Annotated in this window: 17 protein-coding genes; 6 read left to right on the forward strand and 11 right to left on the reverse strand. The window is 63.8% G+C overall.

What is annotated here, in order from left to right; all coding sequences use genetic code 11:
* Positions 1–2 precede the first annotated feature (2 nt).
* The 6 genes from ASS64_RS04655 to ASS64_RS04680 all read right to left on the reverse strand — a co-directional run bounded on the left by ASS64_RS04655 (position 3) and on the right by ASS64_RS04680 (position 6,972).
* Positions 3–1,319 (reverse strand): DUF2254 domain-containing protein, encoded by a 1,317-nt coding sequence (locus ASS64_RS04655; protein ID WP_067690670.1) that lies wholly within the window; start codon positions 1,317–1,319, stop codon positions 3–5.
* A 59-nt stretch (positions 1,320–1,378) separates the two neighbouring features.
* Positions 1,379–3,499: a prolyl oligopeptidase family protein gene (locus tag ASS64_RS04660; protein ID WP_067690673.1), complete on the reverse strand. Its 2,121-nt coding sequence runs from the start codon at positions 3,497–3,499 to the stop codon at positions 1,379–1,381.
* A 25-nt stretch (positions 3,500–3,524) separates the two neighbouring features.
* On the reverse strand, positions 3,525–4,511 hold the full coding sequence (gene nadA, locus ASS64_RS04665; protein WP_067690676.1) for a quinolinate synthase NadA: 987 nt from the start codon (positions 4,509–4,511) through the stop codon (positions 3,525–3,527).
* 69 nt (positions 4,512–4,580) lie between these two features.
* Complete coding sequence (locus ASS64_RS04670) at positions 4,581–5,351, reverse strand: hypothetical protein (protein WP_067690680.1); 771 nt, start codon at positions 5,349–5,351, stop codon at positions 4,581–4,583.
* A gap of 80 nt (positions 5,352–5,431) precedes the next feature.
* Positions 5,432–6,115: a DUF4230 domain-containing protein gene (locus ASS64_RS04675; protein WP_067690683.1), complete on the reverse strand. Its 684-nt coding sequence runs from the start codon at positions 6,113–6,115 to the stop codon at positions 5,432–5,434.
* Positions 6,100–6,972 (reverse strand): MBL fold metallo-hydrolase, encoded by an 873-nt coding sequence (locus tag ASS64_RS04680; RefSeq protein ID WP_067690686.1) that lies wholly within the window; start codon positions 6,970–6,972, stop codon positions 6,100–6,102. The genes ASS64_RS04675 and ASS64_RS04680 overlap by 16 nt, the downstream gene beginning before the upstream one ends.
* A gap of 62 nt (positions 6,973–7,034) precedes the next feature.
* Between ASS64_RS04680 and ASS64_RS04685 the strand changes: the two genes are divergently transcribed.
* Positions 7,035–8,498 carry a glycerol kinase gene (locus ASS64_RS04685; RefSeq protein ID WP_067690689.1) on the forward strand — a complete coding sequence of 488 codons (1,464 nt, stop codon included), beginning with the start codon at positions 7,035–7,037 and terminating at the stop codon, positions 8,496–8,498.
* On the opposite strand, the gene ASS64_RS04690 is transcribed toward ASS64_RS04685, so the two are convergent.
* Complete coding sequence (locus ASS64_RS04690) at positions 8,499–8,954, reverse strand: DUF1465 family protein (protein WP_067690692.1); 456 nt, start codon at positions 8,952–8,954, stop codon at positions 8,499–8,501.
* 92 nt (positions 8,955–9,046) lie between these two features.
* Positions 9,047–9,256: a YdcH family protein gene (locus tag ASS64_RS04695; protein ID WP_067690758.1), complete on the reverse strand. Its 210-nt coding sequence runs from the start codon at positions 9,254–9,256 to the stop codon at positions 9,047–9,049.
* A 165-nt stretch (positions 9,257–9,421) separates the two neighbouring features.
* Between ASS64_RS04695 and ASS64_RS16340 the strand changes: the two genes are divergently transcribed.
* The 5 genes from ASS64_RS16340 to tilS all read left to right on the forward strand — a co-directional run bounded on the left by ASS64_RS16340 (position 9,422) and on the right by tilS (position 14,853).
* Entirely contained in the window at positions 9,422–9,577 is a 156-nt protein-coding gene (locus ASS64_RS16340; RefSeq protein WP_083508180.1) for a YdcH family protein, read from the forward strand.
* Positions 9,578–9,648: 71 nt separating this feature from the next.
* Entirely contained in the window at positions 9,649–11,919 is a 2,271-nt protein-coding gene (gene ptsP / locus ASS64_RS04700; RefSeq protein WP_067690695.1) for a phosphoenolpyruvate--protein phosphotransferase, read from the forward strand.
* Positions 11,920–12,059: 140 nt separating this feature from the next.
* The gene (locus tag ASS64_RS04705; RefSeq protein WP_067690698.1) at positions 12,060–12,893 is read left to right on the forward strand and encodes a RodZ domain-containing protein; all 834 of its coding nucleotides are present in this window, start codon (positions 12,060–12,062) and stop codon (positions 12,891–12,893) included.
* Between the two features lie 102 nt (positions 12,894–12,995).
* Positions 12,996–13,913 carry a tol-pal system YbgF family protein gene (locus tag ASS64_RS04710; protein ID WP_067690702.1) on the forward strand — a complete coding sequence of 306 codons (918 nt, stop codon included), beginning with the start codon at positions 12,996–12,998 and terminating at the stop codon, positions 13,911–13,913.
* A 76-nt stretch (positions 13,914–13,989) separates the two neighbouring features.
* Positions 13,990–14,853, forward strand: a complete 864-nt coding sequence (gene tilS / locus ASS64_RS04715) for a tRNA lysidine(34) synthetase TilS (protein WP_255356017.1) — start codon at positions 13,990–13,992, stop codon at positions 14,851–14,853.
* 6 nt (positions 14,854–14,859) lie between these two features.
* Here the strand turns inward: tilS and ASS64_RS04720 are convergent, their stop codons facing one another.
* From ASS64_RS04720 to glk, 3 genes are all read right to left on the reverse strand, one after another.
* Positions 14,860–15,519: a L,D-transpeptidase family protein gene (locus ASS64_RS04720; RefSeq protein WP_067690708.1), complete on the reverse strand. Its 660-nt coding sequence runs from the start codon at positions 15,517–15,519 to the stop codon at positions 14,860–14,862.
* 84 nt (positions 15,520–15,603) lie between these two features.
* Positions 15,604–16,215 carry a bifunctional 4-hydroxy-2-oxoglutarate aldolase/2-dehydro-3-deoxy-phosphogluconate aldolase gene (gene eda / locus ASS64_RS04725; protein ID WP_067690711.1) on the reverse strand — a complete coding sequence of 204 codons (612 nt, stop codon included), beginning with the start codon at positions 16,213–16,215 and terminating at the stop codon, positions 15,604–15,606.
* A complete protein-coding gene (gene glk, locus ASS64_RS04730) occupies positions 16,212–17,183 on the reverse strand; it encodes a glucokinase (RefSeq protein WP_067690714.1) in 972 nt (323 codons plus the stop codon). The genes eda and glk overlap by 4 nt, the downstream gene beginning before the upstream one ends.
* Position 17,184: the final 1 nt, after the last annotated feature.

Below are 17,184 nucleotides of genomic sequence, written 5' to 3' on the forward strand. Positions count from 1 at the left end.
GATCACCAGAAGGCCTTGTTGAACTGGGCCACATGGGATTCGAAGCGCTCGAGATCGGGTCCGATGAGGACCAGTCTCGCCTGATCGGCCAGGCTCTCGGCCTGTTCCTTGAGCACGGCCTGCCGCCGGGCGTCGCGGATCGGTACGGCAGCATTGGCCAGCGTATCGAGCATGACCTCGGCTGCCGTCGGCGAACTTGCAACTGCACTGCGAATCGCGCCGAAGCCGCGGCTTACGTAATGATCGAAATTGTCGGGCAGGGGGATCACCGGGCAATCGTCGGCATCTTTGCCGCAAATGTCCTTGCGCAGGTCGCGCCGCCCGATCTCCGCCGTTGCCGCTCCGAGCCAGTGTAGCGCGGTAATGGCGGTGAAGGGATCGTTGATCCCGGGCGACAGCGCGCGCAAGCCGATCTCCACCAGTTCGTCGATCAGGAATTGCGGGTCTTGTTCGGGCGTGCGGGTGGAGCCGAGCGTAAAGCAATCGCGTGTCCTGCCCTCTATGCAGTCGGGAGTGCATCCATCGATATCCATCAAGGGCATGTCGCGGTGAACGAAATCGCCTGTGCGAACGCGCAGCGAGAAAGTGCAGCCGCAATCGCGGGCGATGGCCTCAAGTTCCTCGAAGTCGATCAGCTGTACATACCCCGTCCCCCAGGCGGTGAGCGCCTCGCCACCGCGCGGTTCGATCGCGTCGCCGAATTCGTCCTCGACCGGATAGGTTTCCCGAATGATGCGAAGCAGCCGTTCGCCGATGCCCTCCAGCACCTTGTTGATGCGAATGCTGGACGGAATGTGGTTGAGGAAGAATACCAGTACCGCAACGCACAGGCCCATCAGCGCATAGGCGACAAGCAGCGAGAGTTGCGGTGTAAAGCCCGGGAGTGCCGTGGCCGCTGCATCGGTCGCAGCGGCAGGCGTTTCGTCCTCTGCCCGCACCGCGCGCAATACGATCAGCGCGTAGACGAAGCTGCCGATAAAGGTCGCCAGACTCAACTGGTTGCCGCGGTCCTCCATGAAATTCGTCAGCAGGCGCGGCCCGTAATTCCCGCTGGCATAGGCGACCGCGGCAATGGTGATCGAGAATACGGTAGATGCCACCCCGATCATGCTGGCCGCCATCACGGTCAGCATGTCCGATGCACCCTTGGGTCGGGCCGGTACTAGCCAGTCGACGTCGTTCAGGAACTCGGCGAAGCCGGCACGGTCCAGCCCGACCATGCCGAAGGCCAGCACTGCTGCGATGATCGAGAACAGCGCCGGATAGAACCAGTAATTCGCGTTAAGCCGTGCCCAGAAAAAGCGTATGTCGGCGGTCAAGCGCGCATCCCCTGCCAGTTGCGGTCAGGGGATGAACGCGCGAATTGCGATTGGGTGCCTTACTCCGCTCCGCTACCGATCTCTCGGTTGAGATAGGCCAGCAACAGGGCGGCGCGTTTGGCGTCCTCCTCGTGGTCGGAACCGACCGAGTGCCCACCCTCGCGATACTCGTGATAATAGAAGGTCTGGCCCCAGGCTTCGTGCTTGGCCGCCGCCTTGCGCGCATGGCCGGGGTGCACCCGATCGTCGAGCGTCGAGAGATAATAGAAGGCGGCAGGCACATCGGGCGCGTCGCTCATATTCTGGTAGGGAGACCAGTCGCGCATGAAGGCCCAGTCTTCGGGCACATCCGGATTGCCATATTCGGCCATCCACGATGCGCCCGCGAGTAGCTTGTTGTAACGCCGCATGTCGATCAGCGGGCTGCCCGAAATGATCGCGCCGTAAAGGTCGGGCCGCTGGTTGGCGACTGCGCCCACGAGAACGCCGCCGTTCGAGCGACCCGAGGCGGCGATATGCCCCGGATCGGCGAGACGGTTCGCGACCAGATCGTCGGCCACGGCATGGAAATCGTCGAAGCTGTTCTGACGCTTCTCGCGCAGCGCGTCCTCGTGCCAGCGAGGCCCGTATTCGCCGCCGCCACGGATGTTGGCGAGCACATAGGCATTGCCGCTCTCGACCCAGAAAAGGCCCAGCGGCCCGCTGCGATAGGGTTCGGCGGTGAGGTATTTGGGCGTCTGCGCCGCGCGGAAACCGCCATAGGCATGGATCAGCGTGGGAAGCGGACCTTCCGCGCCCTTCGGGCGGACGAGGTAATAGGGAACTTTCGTGCCGTCCTTCGACGTCGCGAACTTCTGCTCGACCGCAAACTTGCTCGCATCGAATTGCGCAGGCTCGCTGGCGATCGCGACGGGCTCGCCGTCGCTCGGTACAGCCCACAGCGTCGGCGGGGTCAGCATGCTCTCGACCGTGACGAAGGCGGTGTCGCCCTTTCCGCTGGTTTCGGCGATCTGGATCGTGCTGTTGCTGGGCAGGTCCATGGTGCGCGCGGCCCAGCCATCGACCCCGGGCGCTAGCTCGATCAGCTTGCCCGAAACGTCGTCGAGCACTTTGACCCAGAGCTTGGTCTCGGAGGATGCCACCTCTTCGATCGCCTGCGATTCGCTCGGCTCGAAGATGACCGAGGGCGTGCTGCCACGGCCAGCCGCAATATCTTCGAGCGACCAGGCGACCAGCGAGCCGACGGGCGCGCTCCAGCCCGAGTCCGGTTCCTGAGCGGAATTCATCTTGGCGATGACGTACCCGTCGAGCACGGCTTCGAATTCGGCGTCCAGGGGCAGGGGCAGCTCGACCAGTGTGCCGTCATCACGGACGAGCTTGTATTCGCCGGTCCAGAAATCGGGCCCCCGGCGCACGAAGCGCCAACGCGTGTCGCCGTCGAGCACCGAAAAGCCGTTCATGCTGATATCGGTCTGCTCGCCTTCCGCGACGAGCTCGGCCGCGCTGAAATCGGTCCCGCGCCGCCACAGTTTGACGAGCCGCGGATAGCCGGAATCGGTCAGCGAACCCTCGCCCTCGTCGGTGCCCACGAAGAGCGTGTCCTCGTCGAACCAGGCTACGTTCGACTTGGCCTCGGGAAGGGCGAAGCCATCCTCGACGAATTCGCCGGTGGTCACGTCGAACTCGCGCACGACGTCGGCATCGGTCCCGCCCGGGCTGAGCGATACGAGACAACGCCGGTATTCGGGCGCCAGGCAATTGGCGCCGTGCCAGATCCAGCTCTGGCCCTCATCACGGCCGAGCTGGTCGACATCGATCAGCACACGCCACTCGGGGGCGCCGGCTTGGTAACTTTCGAGCGTCGCGATGCGCCACAGCCCGCGCGGATTGTCCGCATCGCGCCACAGGTTGGTTACGCGGTCGCCCATGATTGCATGGGGCATCGCAATCTGGCGCGTATCGTCGAGGATCTGTTTTGCCCAAGCCTTGGCCAGCGGATATTCGGGCTGGGCCGTCAGCACGGCTTCCGTATCGGCATTCCACTGATCGACCTTGGCCAGCGCACGCTCGCCCTGGATTTCTTCGAGCCAGATATAGGGGTCGTCCGCATCGGTCTCTTGCGCGACGAGCGGTGCGGCGGTGAAGCAAAGCGCGGCGGCCAGCGCCAAGCGTGCGACCATGGTGTTCTCTCCCTGAAGTGTTACCCTAGACCTTGCCCAGATCGCCCTTGCCGATCGTGCCGCTGGCCATTTCGAGCATGCGGTCGAGGCTCTGCTTGGCTTTCAGGCGTAGGCCCTCCTCGATCTCGATCCGCGGTTCGAGATCGCGCAGGCAGGCGTAGAGCTTTTCCATCGTGTTGAGCGCCATGTAGGGGCAGATGTTGCAGCTGCAGTTGCCGTCTGCGCCGGGTGCGCCGATGAAATTCTTCTCGGGCAGGGCCTTTTCCATCTGGTGGATGATATGCGGTTCGGTCGCGACGATCAGCGTGTCGCCCTCGAAGGTCTGCGCGAACTGCAGGATACCGCTGGTCGAGCCGACGTAATCGGCATGGTCGACGATGGTCGGCGGGCATTCCGGGTGCGCGGCGATCGGCGCATCGGGATGCTGCGCCTTGAGCTTGAGCAGCTCGGTTTCGCTGAAGGCCTCGTGGACGATGCAAACGCCCGGCCACAGCAGCATCTCGCGATTGAATTTGCGGCTCATGTAGCCACCGAGGTGCCGGTCGGGACCGAAGATGATCTTCTGATCCTCGGGGATCTGGCTGATGATCGTCTCCGCACTCGACGAGGTGACGATGATATCGCTGAGCGCTTTCACCTCGGTCGAGCAGTTGATGTAGGTCAGCGCGATGTGGTCGGGGTGCGCTTCGCGGAAGGCCTTGAATTTTTCCGGCGGGCAGCTGTCTTCGAGACTGCATCCGGCGTCCATGTCGGGCAGGACGACGATCTTTTCGGGGCTGAGGATCTTGGCCGTGTCGGCCATGAATTTGACGCCGCAGAAGGCGATCACGTCGGCATCGGTTTCGGCCGCCTTGCGCGACAGCTCGAGGCTGTCGCCGACGAAATCGGCGAGGTCCTGAATGTCGGCGGTCTGGTAGTAATGCGCCAGGATAATCGCGTTCTTCTCCTTGCGGAGGCGATCGATCTCAGCGAGCAAATCCTGTCCGGTCGGCAGGTCGGTCTGTGCGGTCATTGTGTGTCCCGTCTGGTCCTGTTGGGGCCTCTATAGACCGAACGGACGGGAAGGCGAGGGCGTTCCGTTCTAGAAACCCGGAGGCAGAAACGGATCGGGCGATCGCTCGCCTCCCGGCGTGCCTGCGACATGGCCCGCGACCCAGGTCTTGGCGTAGCCTGTCGCACCGATGACCTCACCCATGCCCATGGCCGCGATCGGGCCGATCAGCGCCCACCACCAGGCCGCGTGTACCGAGCCGCGGACGCGGCGATCCATCATCATGCCCGCCAGGATAAAGAGCGAGGCGACGCCGAAGATGATCGGGAATGCCCAGGGGATGAGGAACGGCAGCGGCAGCAGGCGCGCAATGCCGGGAATGCTGACGGTGACCATCGCGCCGAACATCAGCCGCTTGTGCCAGTCGGGGCGCTTGCGCAATCGCAGCGCGGCGACGGCAAGCGCGGCGAAGGCGGCCAGGTGAAACAGGTTGACCACGAGGAACTCGCTCTGCGCGAAAAACGGCGGTCCGCCGAGAATCCGCAGCGTGGCAAAGGTCAGCCACACGCCCATGATCAGCATGAGCGGAGTATAGACGACCGCGACCTGCCCTAGGCGCATGTGCAGCGCCGTGTTTCCCTTCGCTGCCAGCGTCGCCTGCAACGCGTAGAGGCCGATGAAGCCCATGAAGACGAATGCGTGCAGGTGGTAGACCAGCGGAACGTCGAAACTCGACCGCCCCGTCGCTGCATTGAGCGCGAAACCACCTACCGTCATCGCGGCGAGCAGCCAGGTCGCAATCAGGAAAAAGCGGTGTTCGCCCGCTGCCGTGCGTGGCGGTGTATCGGCAATGGTCGCCATGGTCCCAAGTCCCCCCTCAAAGCCAAGCGACCATTGATTTCGTTTTGCAGAGGATAAAAATTCGCGGGAGCGTCGTCAAATCAGCCGGCGGCTTCTCCGTCGAACCGCACGTCGACCGTGACGTCTCCATAGCCTGCTACCTGCAAAGGAATGGCAAGGTTCTGGCGGACTGCTTCCTTCGCTGCCTGCCGGGCGAGTGCGAGGACTTGGGGATTTTTCGCAAATTCGGCTGCCTTGCGCTCGGCCTGCTGCGAATTGTTGCGCGCCAGGTCCGCGCTCGCATCGCGGCTGACATACGTGCCCTCGGTAAACGTCTTCTGCGCTGCTTCGTCGAGGTTGGGCCGCGAAATGCGCAGTGGTGGCAGGGTTACGGTCAGTTCCTCGCCTTCCTCGTCCCAGGCGAAGCGGTCGCGATCCATGCTCGATAGGTCGAGCCGGTACTCGACCGTCGCGGGAATGATCGCCGCCTGTCGGCTCTCAAGCAGGTCGAGATTGAGCACGCCGCGCCGGTCGACGCTTTCCGCAACCACTTCGAACCGCGATGAGAAGACGGTGAGCGAATTCTGCTTCTCGAAGGCCAGCATCGCGCTGCCTACCGGATCGCCCTCTTCCTGATAAAAGAACGCGCGCCAGCCGAGCCATGCGACGGCGGCCAGCAGGACGATCACGATCAGCCACGGCACAGCCTGGATGCGCGCCAGCGGCTGCTCGCGCCGCACATCGGATTGGATGGTGGTTTCGCCGGTCTTCAGATCGTTTGCCATACATCGCCAGAACGGGCGACGAGGCCGCGCTGTTCCAGATCGATGAGATGCGCGGTGACCGACATCTCGGCCGCCTTGTGCAATCTCGCATCGAGGCCCTTGTACATCTTGGGCACGAAATCGCTGGCTTTATGTGGGCCATCGCTCAGGTGCCGCACGATCTGGTTTTCCCGCTGGCGCCGGTGACCGAGCATGCCGCGGACAAGCTGGCGCGGTTTGTCGACCGCTTCGCCATGCGCCGGGTAATAGACCCGGTCCTCGCGCGCATGGAGTTTCTCCAGGCTCTTCATGTAATCGCTCATGTCGCCATCGGGCGGGATCACGACGCTGGTCGACCAGCCCATCACGTGGTCGCCGGTGAACAGCGCACCGCTCTCTTCCAAAGCGAAGCACAAATGATTGGAAACATGGCCCGGCGTGGCAATGGCGGTGAGCGTCCAGCCGGGGCCGGTCATCTGCTCGCCGTCTTCCATCACCCGATCCGGCTCATAGGTCGGGTCGAATGCCTCATCCGAACGCGGAAGGTCGCTTTCGATCACCAGCGGCGCGCAGCCCACGACCGGTGCGCCGGTCCGGGCGGACAGGGTCCTTGCCGCGGGCGAATGGTCGCGGTGCGTATGGGTGCACATGATCGCACAGACGTGTTCCTCGCCGATCGCGGCATCGAGTGCGAGCAGGTGCTCTTTCTCGTCCGGTCCGGGATCGATCACTGCGCAGCCATCGCCGAGGCCGACGATGTAGGTCTGCGTGCCGGTATAGGTATAGGGCGACGGGTTCGGCGCGAGCACGCGCCGCACCAGCGGTTCAACTTGCATCGCCTTGCCGGTCGGCCACGGTTTGGGAGGAGGTCCAGCCATGCCCTTGCATATGGGGATAAGGCTGCGCCATGTCACGTCCCGCCGCTTGTCAGGGAGAAAGCATGGCCGATCGTATCCTCGTCCTCGATGCCGGAACCACATCGACAAGAGCGATGATATTCGCTCCCGACGGCAAGATGGAGGCGGTGGCTCAGGCGGAGCTGACGCAGCATTATCCCAGACCGGGCTGGGTCGAGCACGATGCTGCCGAGATCTGGGAGAAGACACTGTCCTGCGCGCGCGAGGTAGTCGGTGACGATACAGGACGGATCGCCGCTATCGGTATCACCAACCAGCGCGAAACGGTGGTCGCCTGGGATCGCAATTCGGGCGAGCTGCTGGCGCGCGCGATCGTCTGGCAGGACCGGCGTACGGCGCAGTTCTGTGCGGGTATGAGAGACTACGGCCATGAGCCGGAAGTGCAGCGGCGCACGGGCCTGCTGCTCGATCCCTATTTTTCGGGTACCAAGATGCGCTGGATGCTCGATCATGACGAAGCGGTGCGGGCGGCTGCCGACACGGGCACGCTCGCCTTCGGCACGATCGAGAGCTGGCTGGTCTACAAACTGTCGGGTGGGGCGCATCTGAGCGATGCAAGCAACGCCAGCCGCACCCTTTTGCTGGCACTCGATGGTGCGCAATTCGACGAGGATTTGTGCGAGCTGTTCGGCGTCCCGCGCGCAGCCTTGCCCGAGGTGGTCGATACGCATGGAGCGCTGGCGGAATGTGACCCGCAATGGCTCGGCAGCGCTATTCCAATCTGCGGTCTCGCGGGCGACCAGCAATCCGCCACCATCGGTCAGGGCTGTCTGTTTTTTGGGGAAACCAAAGCCACCTACGGTACGGGTGCCTTCGTGCTGACCAATAAGGGGCGAGACATTCCGCGTTCGGACAATCGCCTGCTTGGCACCGTGCTGTATCAGGAAGACGGCGAGCGAACCTATGCGATAGAGGGGGCGTGTTTCGTCGCCGGCAGCCTCGTCCAGTATCTGCGCGATCAGCTGGGCTTGATCGGGAGCGCGGAAGAGACCGAGGAACTGGCCCGATCGATCGAGGATAGCGGCGAGGTGGTCATCGTTCCGGCGCTTGCAGGACTCGGCGCTCCGCACTGGAAACCCGATGCCCGCGGCGTGATCTCGGGCCTCAGCTTCGCAAGCGGGCGAGCGCAGATCGCGCGGGCGGCACTGGAGGCGATGGCACACCAGACCCATGACCTGGCGAGCGCCTTCGCTGCCGACGGCGCGCCGTGGTCGCATCTGCGGATCGATGGAGGCATGAGCGCCAACGAGTGGATGGCACAGGATCTGGCGGATATCCTCGACCTCGAAGTCGAACGGCCCGAGTTCATCGAGACGACGGCGCTGGGCGCCGCCATTCTCGCGGCGGTCGGTTGCGGAATGCAAGCCTCACTCGAAGACGCTGCGCTGGCCATGCGCGGCGGTGCAAATACGTTCACTCCGGCAATGGCAGAGGATGTACGCGAGGCACGCCTGGCCCGCTATGCCAAGGCACTTTCCGCAGCCTGATCAGGCAGTTGCGAATGCCTGCGCAATGCGGCCCTGCAGCGATGCCACGGAAGTTGCCTCATCCCGCTGCAAGCGCCAGTCGCGATCGAGCCGGGCAACCCTGGCGTGAAGCCGTTCGCTCTCTTCGATCAGGGCGCGGGTCTCGGACTCGAGCCGTCCGAGATTATCGGCATCGGCTTCGCGCTCTTCGGGAAGGGCGCCGCAACGTTCGAGCTGCCGTTCGGACAACTCGCCCGCAAGATAGGCGCGCTGGTTGAGCAGCCAGGCGAGCACATGCATCAGCCGCGTCGTCGTACGAAGTCCTTCGATCGACAGCGCCACGCGGGTCAGGTCCCCCATATTTGACCGAGCGTCCTGGACACGCAGATCGAAGGCCGCCCGCGCATCGTCCGCGAGTACCAGTGCTTCGGAATAGAGATCCTCGATGATTTCTTCGTTGATGTCCCGAGCTGGCATGGCGCGGGGGATACGCCTTGGGGCAAAAAGCCGCCAGCAGATTAACCATGCTTGTCCCGCGCTGACACGTGCCCTGACCCAAGATGCCGATATCAGGCGATTATATCGGGTAGCAGGACGTCTTCGATCGCAGCGATCCGGTCCTTCAGCGCCAGCTTGCGTTTCTTGAGCCGGGCCATCTGCAGCTGGTCGACGAAACCGCTTTGCGCACCCGCCTCGGTCAGCGCGGCGATCGCGACGTCGAGATCGCGGTGTTCGCTGCGGAGCAGAGCCAGTCTCTTGCGCAGTTCCTGTTCGTTCACGCCGACCTTCCCGGAAAATCGCTTCTCGCGACCGTTTTGCCGCATGCCTTCAAGATCGCCCTTTGTAAATTATCAATCCTGTGGTTTGATACCAGATCTGCGGCCCGTGCCGCACATCGGCACGAGTCGCTCCTGGGGTCGCACAACCGTCAAGGAGACAGCCCGATGCAATCATCCCATGTCGACGCGCTCAAAGCCAAGCACGCCGGTCTCGAGGCCCGCCTGCACAAGGAGCAAACCCGACCGGCGCCCGACATCGCGATGATCCAGCAGATCAAGAAGCAGAAGCTCCGCATCAAGGAAGAGCTCGCTTCCTGCTGAAATTGGCAATGAGGAGGCGGGGCCACGTGTCCCGCTTCCGCCTTCCGATGAATTTGCTATAGGCTGCCGCCATGTCAGCCGCAGCTTCTGCCCGCCAGATCCTCACCCGCCTGCACGAGATCATGGCTGGGCGTACGCATGCCCAGCACAAGCTCGACCGCGTTGTCGAAATCATCGCCGAAAGCCTGACGAGCGAGGTCTGCTCGATCTACCTCCTGCGCGAAGGTGCGCTGGAGCTCTACGCCACGCAAGGTCTTAACCCGGAGGCGGTTCACCTCACCCGCCTGGCAGTGGGCGAGGGTCTGACCGGCACGATCGCCAACAATATCGAGACGCTCAATCTCGCCGAGGCCAAGGCACATCCCGACTTCGCCTATCGCCCTGAAACGGGTGAGGAAAAGTTTCATTCCTTTGCCGGCGTGCCGATCGTCTATCGCGAACGCGCGGTGGGTGTGCTGTGTGTCCAGCATGTCGAGCCGCGCCGCTACGAAGATGTCGAGATCGAAGCGCTGCAGACCACCGCGATGGTTCTCTCGGAGCTGATCGCACACAAGGAGCTGGTCGACGACGAGGAGCAGATCGATCTCGAGATCGCGCATGTCGAAAACGACGTGCTCGAAGGTCTGACCCTCGTGAAAGGCCTCGCGGCCGGACAGGCGGTGTTCCATCAGCCGCGCATCGAGATCGACCAGGTCGTGGCCGAGGATATCGAGGCCGAGCGCCAGCGTGTCTATCGCGCCTTCGACAAGATGCGCGACCAGATCGACGCACTCGGCAAGGAACCCGAGTTCGGCAAGGGCGGTGAGCATGTCGAAGTGCTCGAAACCTACAAGATGTTCGCCTATGACGAGGGCTGGAGCCGCCGCATCAACGAGGCAATCGACAGCGGTCTGACCGCCGAAGCGGCGATCGAGCGTGTGCAGCAGCGCACCCGCATGCGCATGCGCGAAATCGACGATCCGCTGCTGCAGGATCGCATGCACGATCTGGAAGACCTGTCGAACCGCCTATTGCGGATCGTGTCGGGCCAACTGGGCACGGCGGCGACGCAGGGTCTGCGGCGCGACACGATCCTGTTCGCGCGTAATCTCGGCCCGGCGGAACTTCTCGAATACGACCGGCGGCGCCTCAAGGGCGTGGTGCTCGAGGAAGGTTCGCTCACGGCGCACGTCGTCATCGTCGCGCGCGCGATGGGCGTACCCGTGCTGGGCCGCGTTCCGGGCATCCGGACGCGTGTGGCCGAAGGCGACGAGGTGATCCTCGATGCCGACAGCGCTACGGTCACGCTCCGGCCCAACCAGCAAGTGCTGGACGCATTCGAGACCCGCTTTGCGCGAACACGCGAGAAGCAGGCCGCTTATGCCGAGCTGCGCGAGGTCGAACCCTTTACCCGCGATGGTACGCGCATCACGGTCATGATGAATGCCGGGCTGCGCGACGATATGAGCGCGCTGGCGATGAGTGGGGCGGACGGGGTCGGGCTGTTCCGCACCGAATTCCAGTTTCTTGTGTCTTCCACACTGCCGCAGCGTGACCGTCAGTTGCGGCTCTACCGTGACGTGCTGGACGCGGCGGGTGACAGGCCCGTGATATTCCGCACCGTCGATATCGGCGGCGACAAGGCGGTGCCCTATATCGGTGATGCGGAAGCCGATCGCGACGAGAACCCGGCAATGGGTTGGCGTGCCCTGCGGCTATCGCTCGAACGCGAGGGCTTGCTCAAGGCGCAAGCCCGGGCCTTGCTCGAAGCTGCGGCCGGTCGGACACTCTCGGTCATGTTCCCCATGGTCAGCGAACCGTGGGAATTCGACGCCGGCAAGCAGGTGTTCGAAGACCAGCTCGCGTTTCTGCGGAAGCGGCGCAAACTCGTGCCCGAGACGATCGAATATGGCTGCATGCTCGAAGTGCCGTCCTTGGCCGACATGCTCGATCTGCTCGCACCGAAACTGTCGTTCATCTCTGTCGGGACGAATGATCTGACGCAGTTCCTTTTCGCGGCCGATCGCGCCAATCCCAAGCTGGCGGAGCGCTACGACTGGCTGAGTCCCGCGATCCTGCGGTTTCTTTCGCGGGTGTCGCGATCGCTGGTCGGCCATGACGTGCGGCTCGGCGTTTGCGGAGAGATGGGCGGACGCAGGCTCGAGGCGCTGGCGCTGCTCGGCATCGGCTATCGGCGTTTGTCGATCACGCCTGCGGCTGTCGGGCCTATAAAGGAACTGGTGCGCAAGGTCGATTTGGGTGAATTGACCGAACAGATGGACCGCTGGCTGGCTGCACCGCCCGACGACATGCGCAGCGAACTGCAAAGATGGGCCGCAGAGCGCGAAATCGAATGCGACTGATTTCGTCGCGAAAGCGCCTCTGTTCATCGGTAGGCACCACCTGTGTTAGGATGCGTGCTTGACAGGGATGCCGCCGGTTCGCTTTTCCTGCGTCAAGACCACATGCGGCAAAACCGCGGGACTGCTTTATCGGGGATCGCATGAGCAACGAAGAAACTCTTGATCAGGAACAGCTCGAGGAATCCGGCAGTGTCGGCGCCCGGCTGAAGCAGGCCCGTGAGGCCGCCGGCCTGGAACTGGCGCAAGTGGCGGCCGAAACGCGCATTCCTCAGCGGCATCTTTTGACGATCGAGAACGGCTCGCTCGCCGACCTGCCGGCCCGGACCTATGCGGTCGGATTTTCCCGAACCTATGCCCGGCTGGTCGGGCTCGATGAGCGGGAAATTGTGGAACAGGTTCGCAACGAACTCGCCGAAGGAGACGAGAACGGCGCGGCGCCAGCGAAATTCGAACCTGGCGATCCTGCGCGCGTGCCGGGACGTGGTCTGGCATGGTTTGCGTTGTTCGCTGCCATACTGCTCATCGGTGGCATTTACGCATTCTACAACAGCTATTTCGCGCCCGGCCTGGGGCCCGCGCCGTTGCAGGATCCGCGCGACGAGGTGGCTGCGCAGGTGGAGGAGAATGGGGAGGAACCGGTACAGGCAGCGGCACCTGCGCCGACCGGTCCGGTCGTCTTCACCAGCGAAATGGACGGTACCTGGGTCAAGTTCTACGATGCCAATGGCGAACGGCTCTATGAAGCCCAGATGGCGGTGGGCGACAGCTTTACGGTTCCCGCAGATGCCGAAGGTCCGCAGGTTTGGACCGGGAGACCATATGCACTGGCGATAACCATCGGCGGTCGCGCCGTGCCCAAGCTCTCGGAAGAAGACGAGGTGGTGAAGGACGTTCCGATCACCGCCGAGGCGCTGCTCGCCCGCGCCGATCGCCCTGCGTCTCCAAATGGGGCCACCCCTCCCAACGGCGGCTGATTTTTACCCTGTGGAAGGGGATAAGCCCGCTTCATGGCCTCGACAGATTCGCGGGGCTAGGGCACTTTCGCAACCTACGGATATCCCACGAGGAGCCACCGGATGACATTCGGATCGATCACCCGCAACCTGTCCTTTCTCGGGGCCGGTTTCGCCCTGCTCGCCACTTCCGCCCCGGCGCTGCCGCAGGATGGAAATGAAGAGGCACGTCTGCGCCGCCTCGAAGCCGAGGTGCGGGCGCTGCAGCGCAGGGTCTTCCCGGGCGGCGACGGGCGCTTCTTCGAACCTGAGATAAGCGCGCCGCCTTCGGTCGATTCGACGGTGACCAATCCCTCGACGAGCGCGGTTACCGATATCCTCGCCCGGCTCGACGCGCTCGAAGCGCAGCTGCAACGGCAAACCGCGCAGAATGAGGAAAGCGCGAATGCAATCCGCCTGCTGACCGAGCGGGTTGCAACACTGGAGAGCTCGGAGAGCTCGGCGAGCGCGGTCGCAGCGACGGCACCGGCTTCGGAAACCGCCGCCCAACCAGCGGGCGGCGCAGCGCGTTCGGTCGCGGCGGCTGAACCTTCCGGTCCGAGCGACGAGCGCCTTGCCGCGGTCCAGTCGATCGCCAAGCCGCAAACCGAAGACCCGGCGGACGACGAATATTCCTATGGCTATCGTCTGTGGAATGCAGGCTTCTATCCCGAGGCGCAGCAACAGCTGACCCTGTTCGTCGAGCAGAACCCCAGCCACTGGCGCACCACCTACGGACGCAACCTGCTGGGCCGGGCCTATCTCGACGACGGAAAGGCCAAGGAAGCCGCGCCCTGGTTCCTCAAGAACTACCAGGAAGACAAGACCGGCGCGCGCGCAGGCGACAGCCTTCTTTACTTGGCCGAGGCGATGATCGCGCTCGACGATACGCGCCGGGCCTGCATTGCGCTCGCCGAGTTTTCCGAGACCTATCCGGCGCTGGCTGCAGGACGCCTGCAGAGCCAGTACGAAGCCAATCGCGGCAAGGTGAATTGCAATTGATGGGGATATCGACCCGGCGCTGCTGACGCGTTTCGAGGCTGCGCTTGGCAGCCAGTGGCATGGCAACAAGCTTGGTCTGGCCGTTTCCGGTGGTAGCGACAGCATGGCGCTCTTGGCGCTTGCGCACGAACTGCTTGGCGAGAAGGTCGAGGTTGCCACTGTCGATCACGGCTTGCGACCCGAAGCGGCCGAGGAATGTGCTTTGGTTGTACGCGTATGCGAAGAGCGCGGAATTCCATGCGACATCTTCAGGGTGAACGTCGACGCGGGGAACGTGCAGGACCGGGCCCGTGCAGCGCGCTACTCCGCGCTGGGGGCTTGGGCGCTGGAGCGTGGGTTGGCAGCCATCGCCACAGCGCATCATGCCGACGACCAGGCAGAAACGGTTCTTATGCGGCTCAATCGCGGGAGCGGGTTGGCGGGCCTTGCGGGCATCCGCTCTTGCACACTCATCGAAGGGGGGACGGTGCCTGTGGTCCGCCCGTTGCTGGGATTCCGCAAGCGCGAGTTGTGCGACATTGTCGAGCAATTGGGCCTGCCTCACGTGGAAGACCCGAGCAATCTGGATGAGAGTTACGATCGCGTGCGCATCAGGCGCGCGCTGGAGAATGCGGACTGGCTCGATCCGTTGGCCATTGCGCGTTCCGCCGGGCATCTCGAAGAGACCGAGAAGGCTCTGGAAAGTCTCGCGCTCCGGCTCTGGGACGATCGTGCGTCGGTTGAGGATGGGCGCGTATCCGTTCCGAAGGCGGCCCTGCTCGATACGTCGGCCCGCCTTGTCGCCAGGGCCGTGGGCGTCCTCGGGGGCCGGACCTCGCATGGCGAGGTAGCGGCGTTTCTCAAGACTGGAGTGCAACGGGGCAATCTGGCCGGAGTTCTGATCGAGACCGGCGAGGAGACCTTTGTTTGCACGCCCGAACCGCCGCGACGCAGCGGCTAGCGACGATCAGATGATGCTGTCGCCGAGGCCCATGCGCTTCCCATCGGTGATTACGACCCTGTCGCCCTTCTTGGCGATGGCGAACAGCCGCTTTGCGATATCGTCGGGCACGCCGATGCAACCGTGGCTGGCATAGCCGTTCTCGACTTCGCTCCCGCCATGGATCGCGATCCCGTCATTGGTCAGAAACATGCTCCAGGGCATCGGCGCATTGCCGTATTTCTCCGACACATTGTGCCGCTGCTTCCACAGTATCGGGAAAACCCCGGTCGGAGTCGGGTGCTCATCGGTTCCGAGCATCACCGCGGCCGCGCCGATTTCATAGCCGCCCTGAAAAATGGATATCACGCGTGCCTGCAAGTCGACGGTGACCAGGAGCGGACCGTCGGGCACTCCCTCGTCGTCCCAATGCCATTCGCCATACTTGATCGGGCCCTCTATCGGCAGCACCCGGCGCACCGTGTAAAGGCGCTCGGCATCGGCAGCGGCCTTGGCAGCGATCGCGCCGTGAGCAAACACGGGCTGAGGCGCGGGCGCTGCTTGGGCCAGGGATGTGGTTTCCGGCAACTGGTTCTCCGCCGTCGCGCGACCGCCAATGGCGACGCCCGCCAAAACGAGCGCTGCCGCCACGGTCCCTCCGCCGATCCACTTCAGAATCACGTCCATGGGTACTTTATGGGCCCAAACCCATGAATTTTCCAGCAAGGGCCCCGAATTCGTCCCATGCAGGCACAGTGTGAAGCGGGTTCGCTAACCGGCCAGCGCTGCCGCCTCTCTGGCCAGTTCCTCAACCGCAGGTTCGTCGACAACGCCGCTCGGGGCGACCCAGCTGCCACCGACGCATAAGACCGGATCGAATGCGAGCCATTCCGGGGCATTCGCAAGCGAAACGCCACCGGTGGGGCAGAACCGGCATTGGCTGAATGGACCCGCGAGTGCCTTCAAGGCCGGCAACCCACCTGCCGCCATGGCCGGGAAGAATTTGAAATGGGTGAAACCCAGATCGAGCCCGCGCATGATGTCGCCCGCATTGGCAATGCCGGGCAGGAACGGGATTCGTTCACGGATTGCCGCCCTGCCCAGCGGCTCGGTCAGGCCGGGCGAAACGATGAACTGGCTGCCTGCCTCGATCGCATCGGCCAAATCCTGCTGGTTGGTGACCGTGCCTGCACCGACGATTGCGCCCTCGACCTTACGCATCGCGCGAATGGCGTCGAGCGCAGCGGGCGTGCGCAGCGTGACCTCGAGTACCGGCAGGCCGCCTGCCACCAGGGCGCGAGCCAGCGGCTCGGCATGTTCCAGTTGGTCGACGACGATGACCGGAATTACCGGCGCAGTCTGCATGATGTCGGCGATGGTCATCCGTGTTCCCTGACGAAAGCGGCAGCGGCGCCGAACAGCCCCGGTTGCGGGTGGACAATGAGTTTGACCGGGATCGATGCCATCAGCTCCTGGAAACGGCCCTTGGCCTTGAAGCGTTCGGAAAATCCCGATTTCAGCAGCGTCTCGCGAATACGGTAACCGAGGCCGCCGGCAATCACGACGCCGCCGAACCCGCCTTGGGCCAGTGCAATATCGCCTGCCACGCTGCCGAGCGACATGCAGAAGCGATCGACTGCCGCGGCGGCGAGGCTGTCGCTGCCATCCTGCCCGCGCGTCCAGATCGCGATGTCGTCTTCCTCGGCGACCGGCTTGCCCTCCATGGCGGCGAGCGTCTGATAGATGTCGGAGATGGCGGGTCCTGCCACGACGCGCTCGACCGAAACGCGCGTATGGCGTTTGCGTAGGCGGGCGAGAATGGCATCGTCGATCTGGTCGAGCGGGGCGAAGTCGATATGGCCGCCTTCGGTGGCCGAAACGCGATAGGTCCCGTCGGGCTCGCGATATAGATGGGCGACGCCGAGGCCGGTGCCGGGGCCAAGTACGCTGAGGCGACCGGTCGGGGCCAGCGGCTTATCGGGTCCGGTCAGGTGAATTAACTGATCCTCGCCAACGCGGGCCACGGCATGCGCCACCGCCTCGAAATCATTGACGATGCAGTAACGCTCGACGCCCAACTTCTCCTTCACCAAGCCCGGTCGGATAATCCACGGGTTGTTGGTGAAGCGGATGACATCGCCGCCCACAGGACCTGCGATGGCCATCGAAACGCGGGGGGGCAGGCTGCCACCCATCCGCTCGCGGAAGTCCTCCCACGCGGTCTGGAAGCTGGCGTGATCCTCGGTGTGCAGCGTTTCGGGTTCGCCCAGCGAGATCGCGCCGTCATCGGCCACCGTCGCGATAGCGAAACGGGCGTGGGTGCCGCCGATATCGACGCTGACGAGATCCATG

Origin of the sequence: Erythrobacter sp. AP23, assembly GCF_001542855.1 — a bacterium.
In the GTDB taxonomy this organism is placed as follows: domain Bacteria; phylum Pseudomonadota; class Alphaproteobacteria; order Sphingomonadales; family Sphingomonadaceae; genus Qipengyuania.

Coding starts and splice junctions, on each gene's coding strand:
- ASS64_RS04680 (WP_067690686.1), bottom strand. CDS start 6,972: ATGGCTGGACCTCCTCCCAAACCGTGGCCGACCGGCAAGGCGATGCAA.
- ASS64_RS04675 (WP_067690683.1), bottom strand. CDS start 6,115: ATGGCAAACGATCTGAAGACCGGCGAAACCACCATCCAATCCGATGTG.
- ASS64_RS04690 (WP_067690692.1), bottom strand. CDS start 8,954: ATGCCAGCTCGGGACATCAACGAAGAAATCATCGAGGATCTCTATTCC.
- ASS64_RS04720 (WP_067690708.1), bottom strand. CDS start 15,519: ATGGACGTGATTCTGAAGTGGATCGGCGGAGGGACCGTGGCGGCAGCG.
- ASS64_RS04710 (WP_067690702.1), top strand. CDS start 12,996: ATGACATTCGGATCGATCACCCGCAACCTGTCCTTTCTCGGGGCCGGT.
- ASS64_RS04660 (WP_067690673.1), bottom strand. CDS start 3,499: ATGGTCGCACGCTTGGCGCTGGCCGCCGCGCTTTGCTTCACCGCCGCA.
- glk (WP_067690714.1), bottom strand. CDS start 17,183: ATGGATCTCGTCAGCGTCGATATCGGCGGCACCCACGCCCGTTTCGCT.
- ASS64_RS04705 (WP_067690698.1), top strand. CDS start 12,060: ATGAGCAACGAAGAAACTCTTGATCAGGAACAGCTCGAGGAATCCGGC.
- ASS64_RS04685 (WP_067690689.1), top strand. CDS start 7,035: ATGGCCGATCGTATCCTCGTCCTCGATGCCGGAACCACATCGACAAGA.
- nadA (WP_067690676.1), bottom strand. CDS start 4,511: ATGACCGCACAGACCGACCTGCCGACCGGACAGGATTTGCTCGCTGAG.
- ptsP (WP_067690695.1), top strand. CDS start 9,649: ATGTCAGCCGCAGCTTCTGCCCGCCAGATCCTCACCCGCCTGCACGAG.
- eda (WP_067690711.1), bottom strand. CDS start 16,215: ATGACCATCGCCGACATCATGCAGACTGCGCCGGTAATTCCGGTCATC.
- ASS64_RS04670 (WP_067690680.1), bottom strand. CDS start 5,351: ATGGCGACCATTGCCGATACACCGCCACGCACGGCAGCGGGCGAACAC.
- ASS64_RS16340 (WP_083508180.1), top strand. CDS start 9,422: ATGCAATCATCCCATGTCGACGCGCTCAAAGCCAAGCACGCCGGTCTC.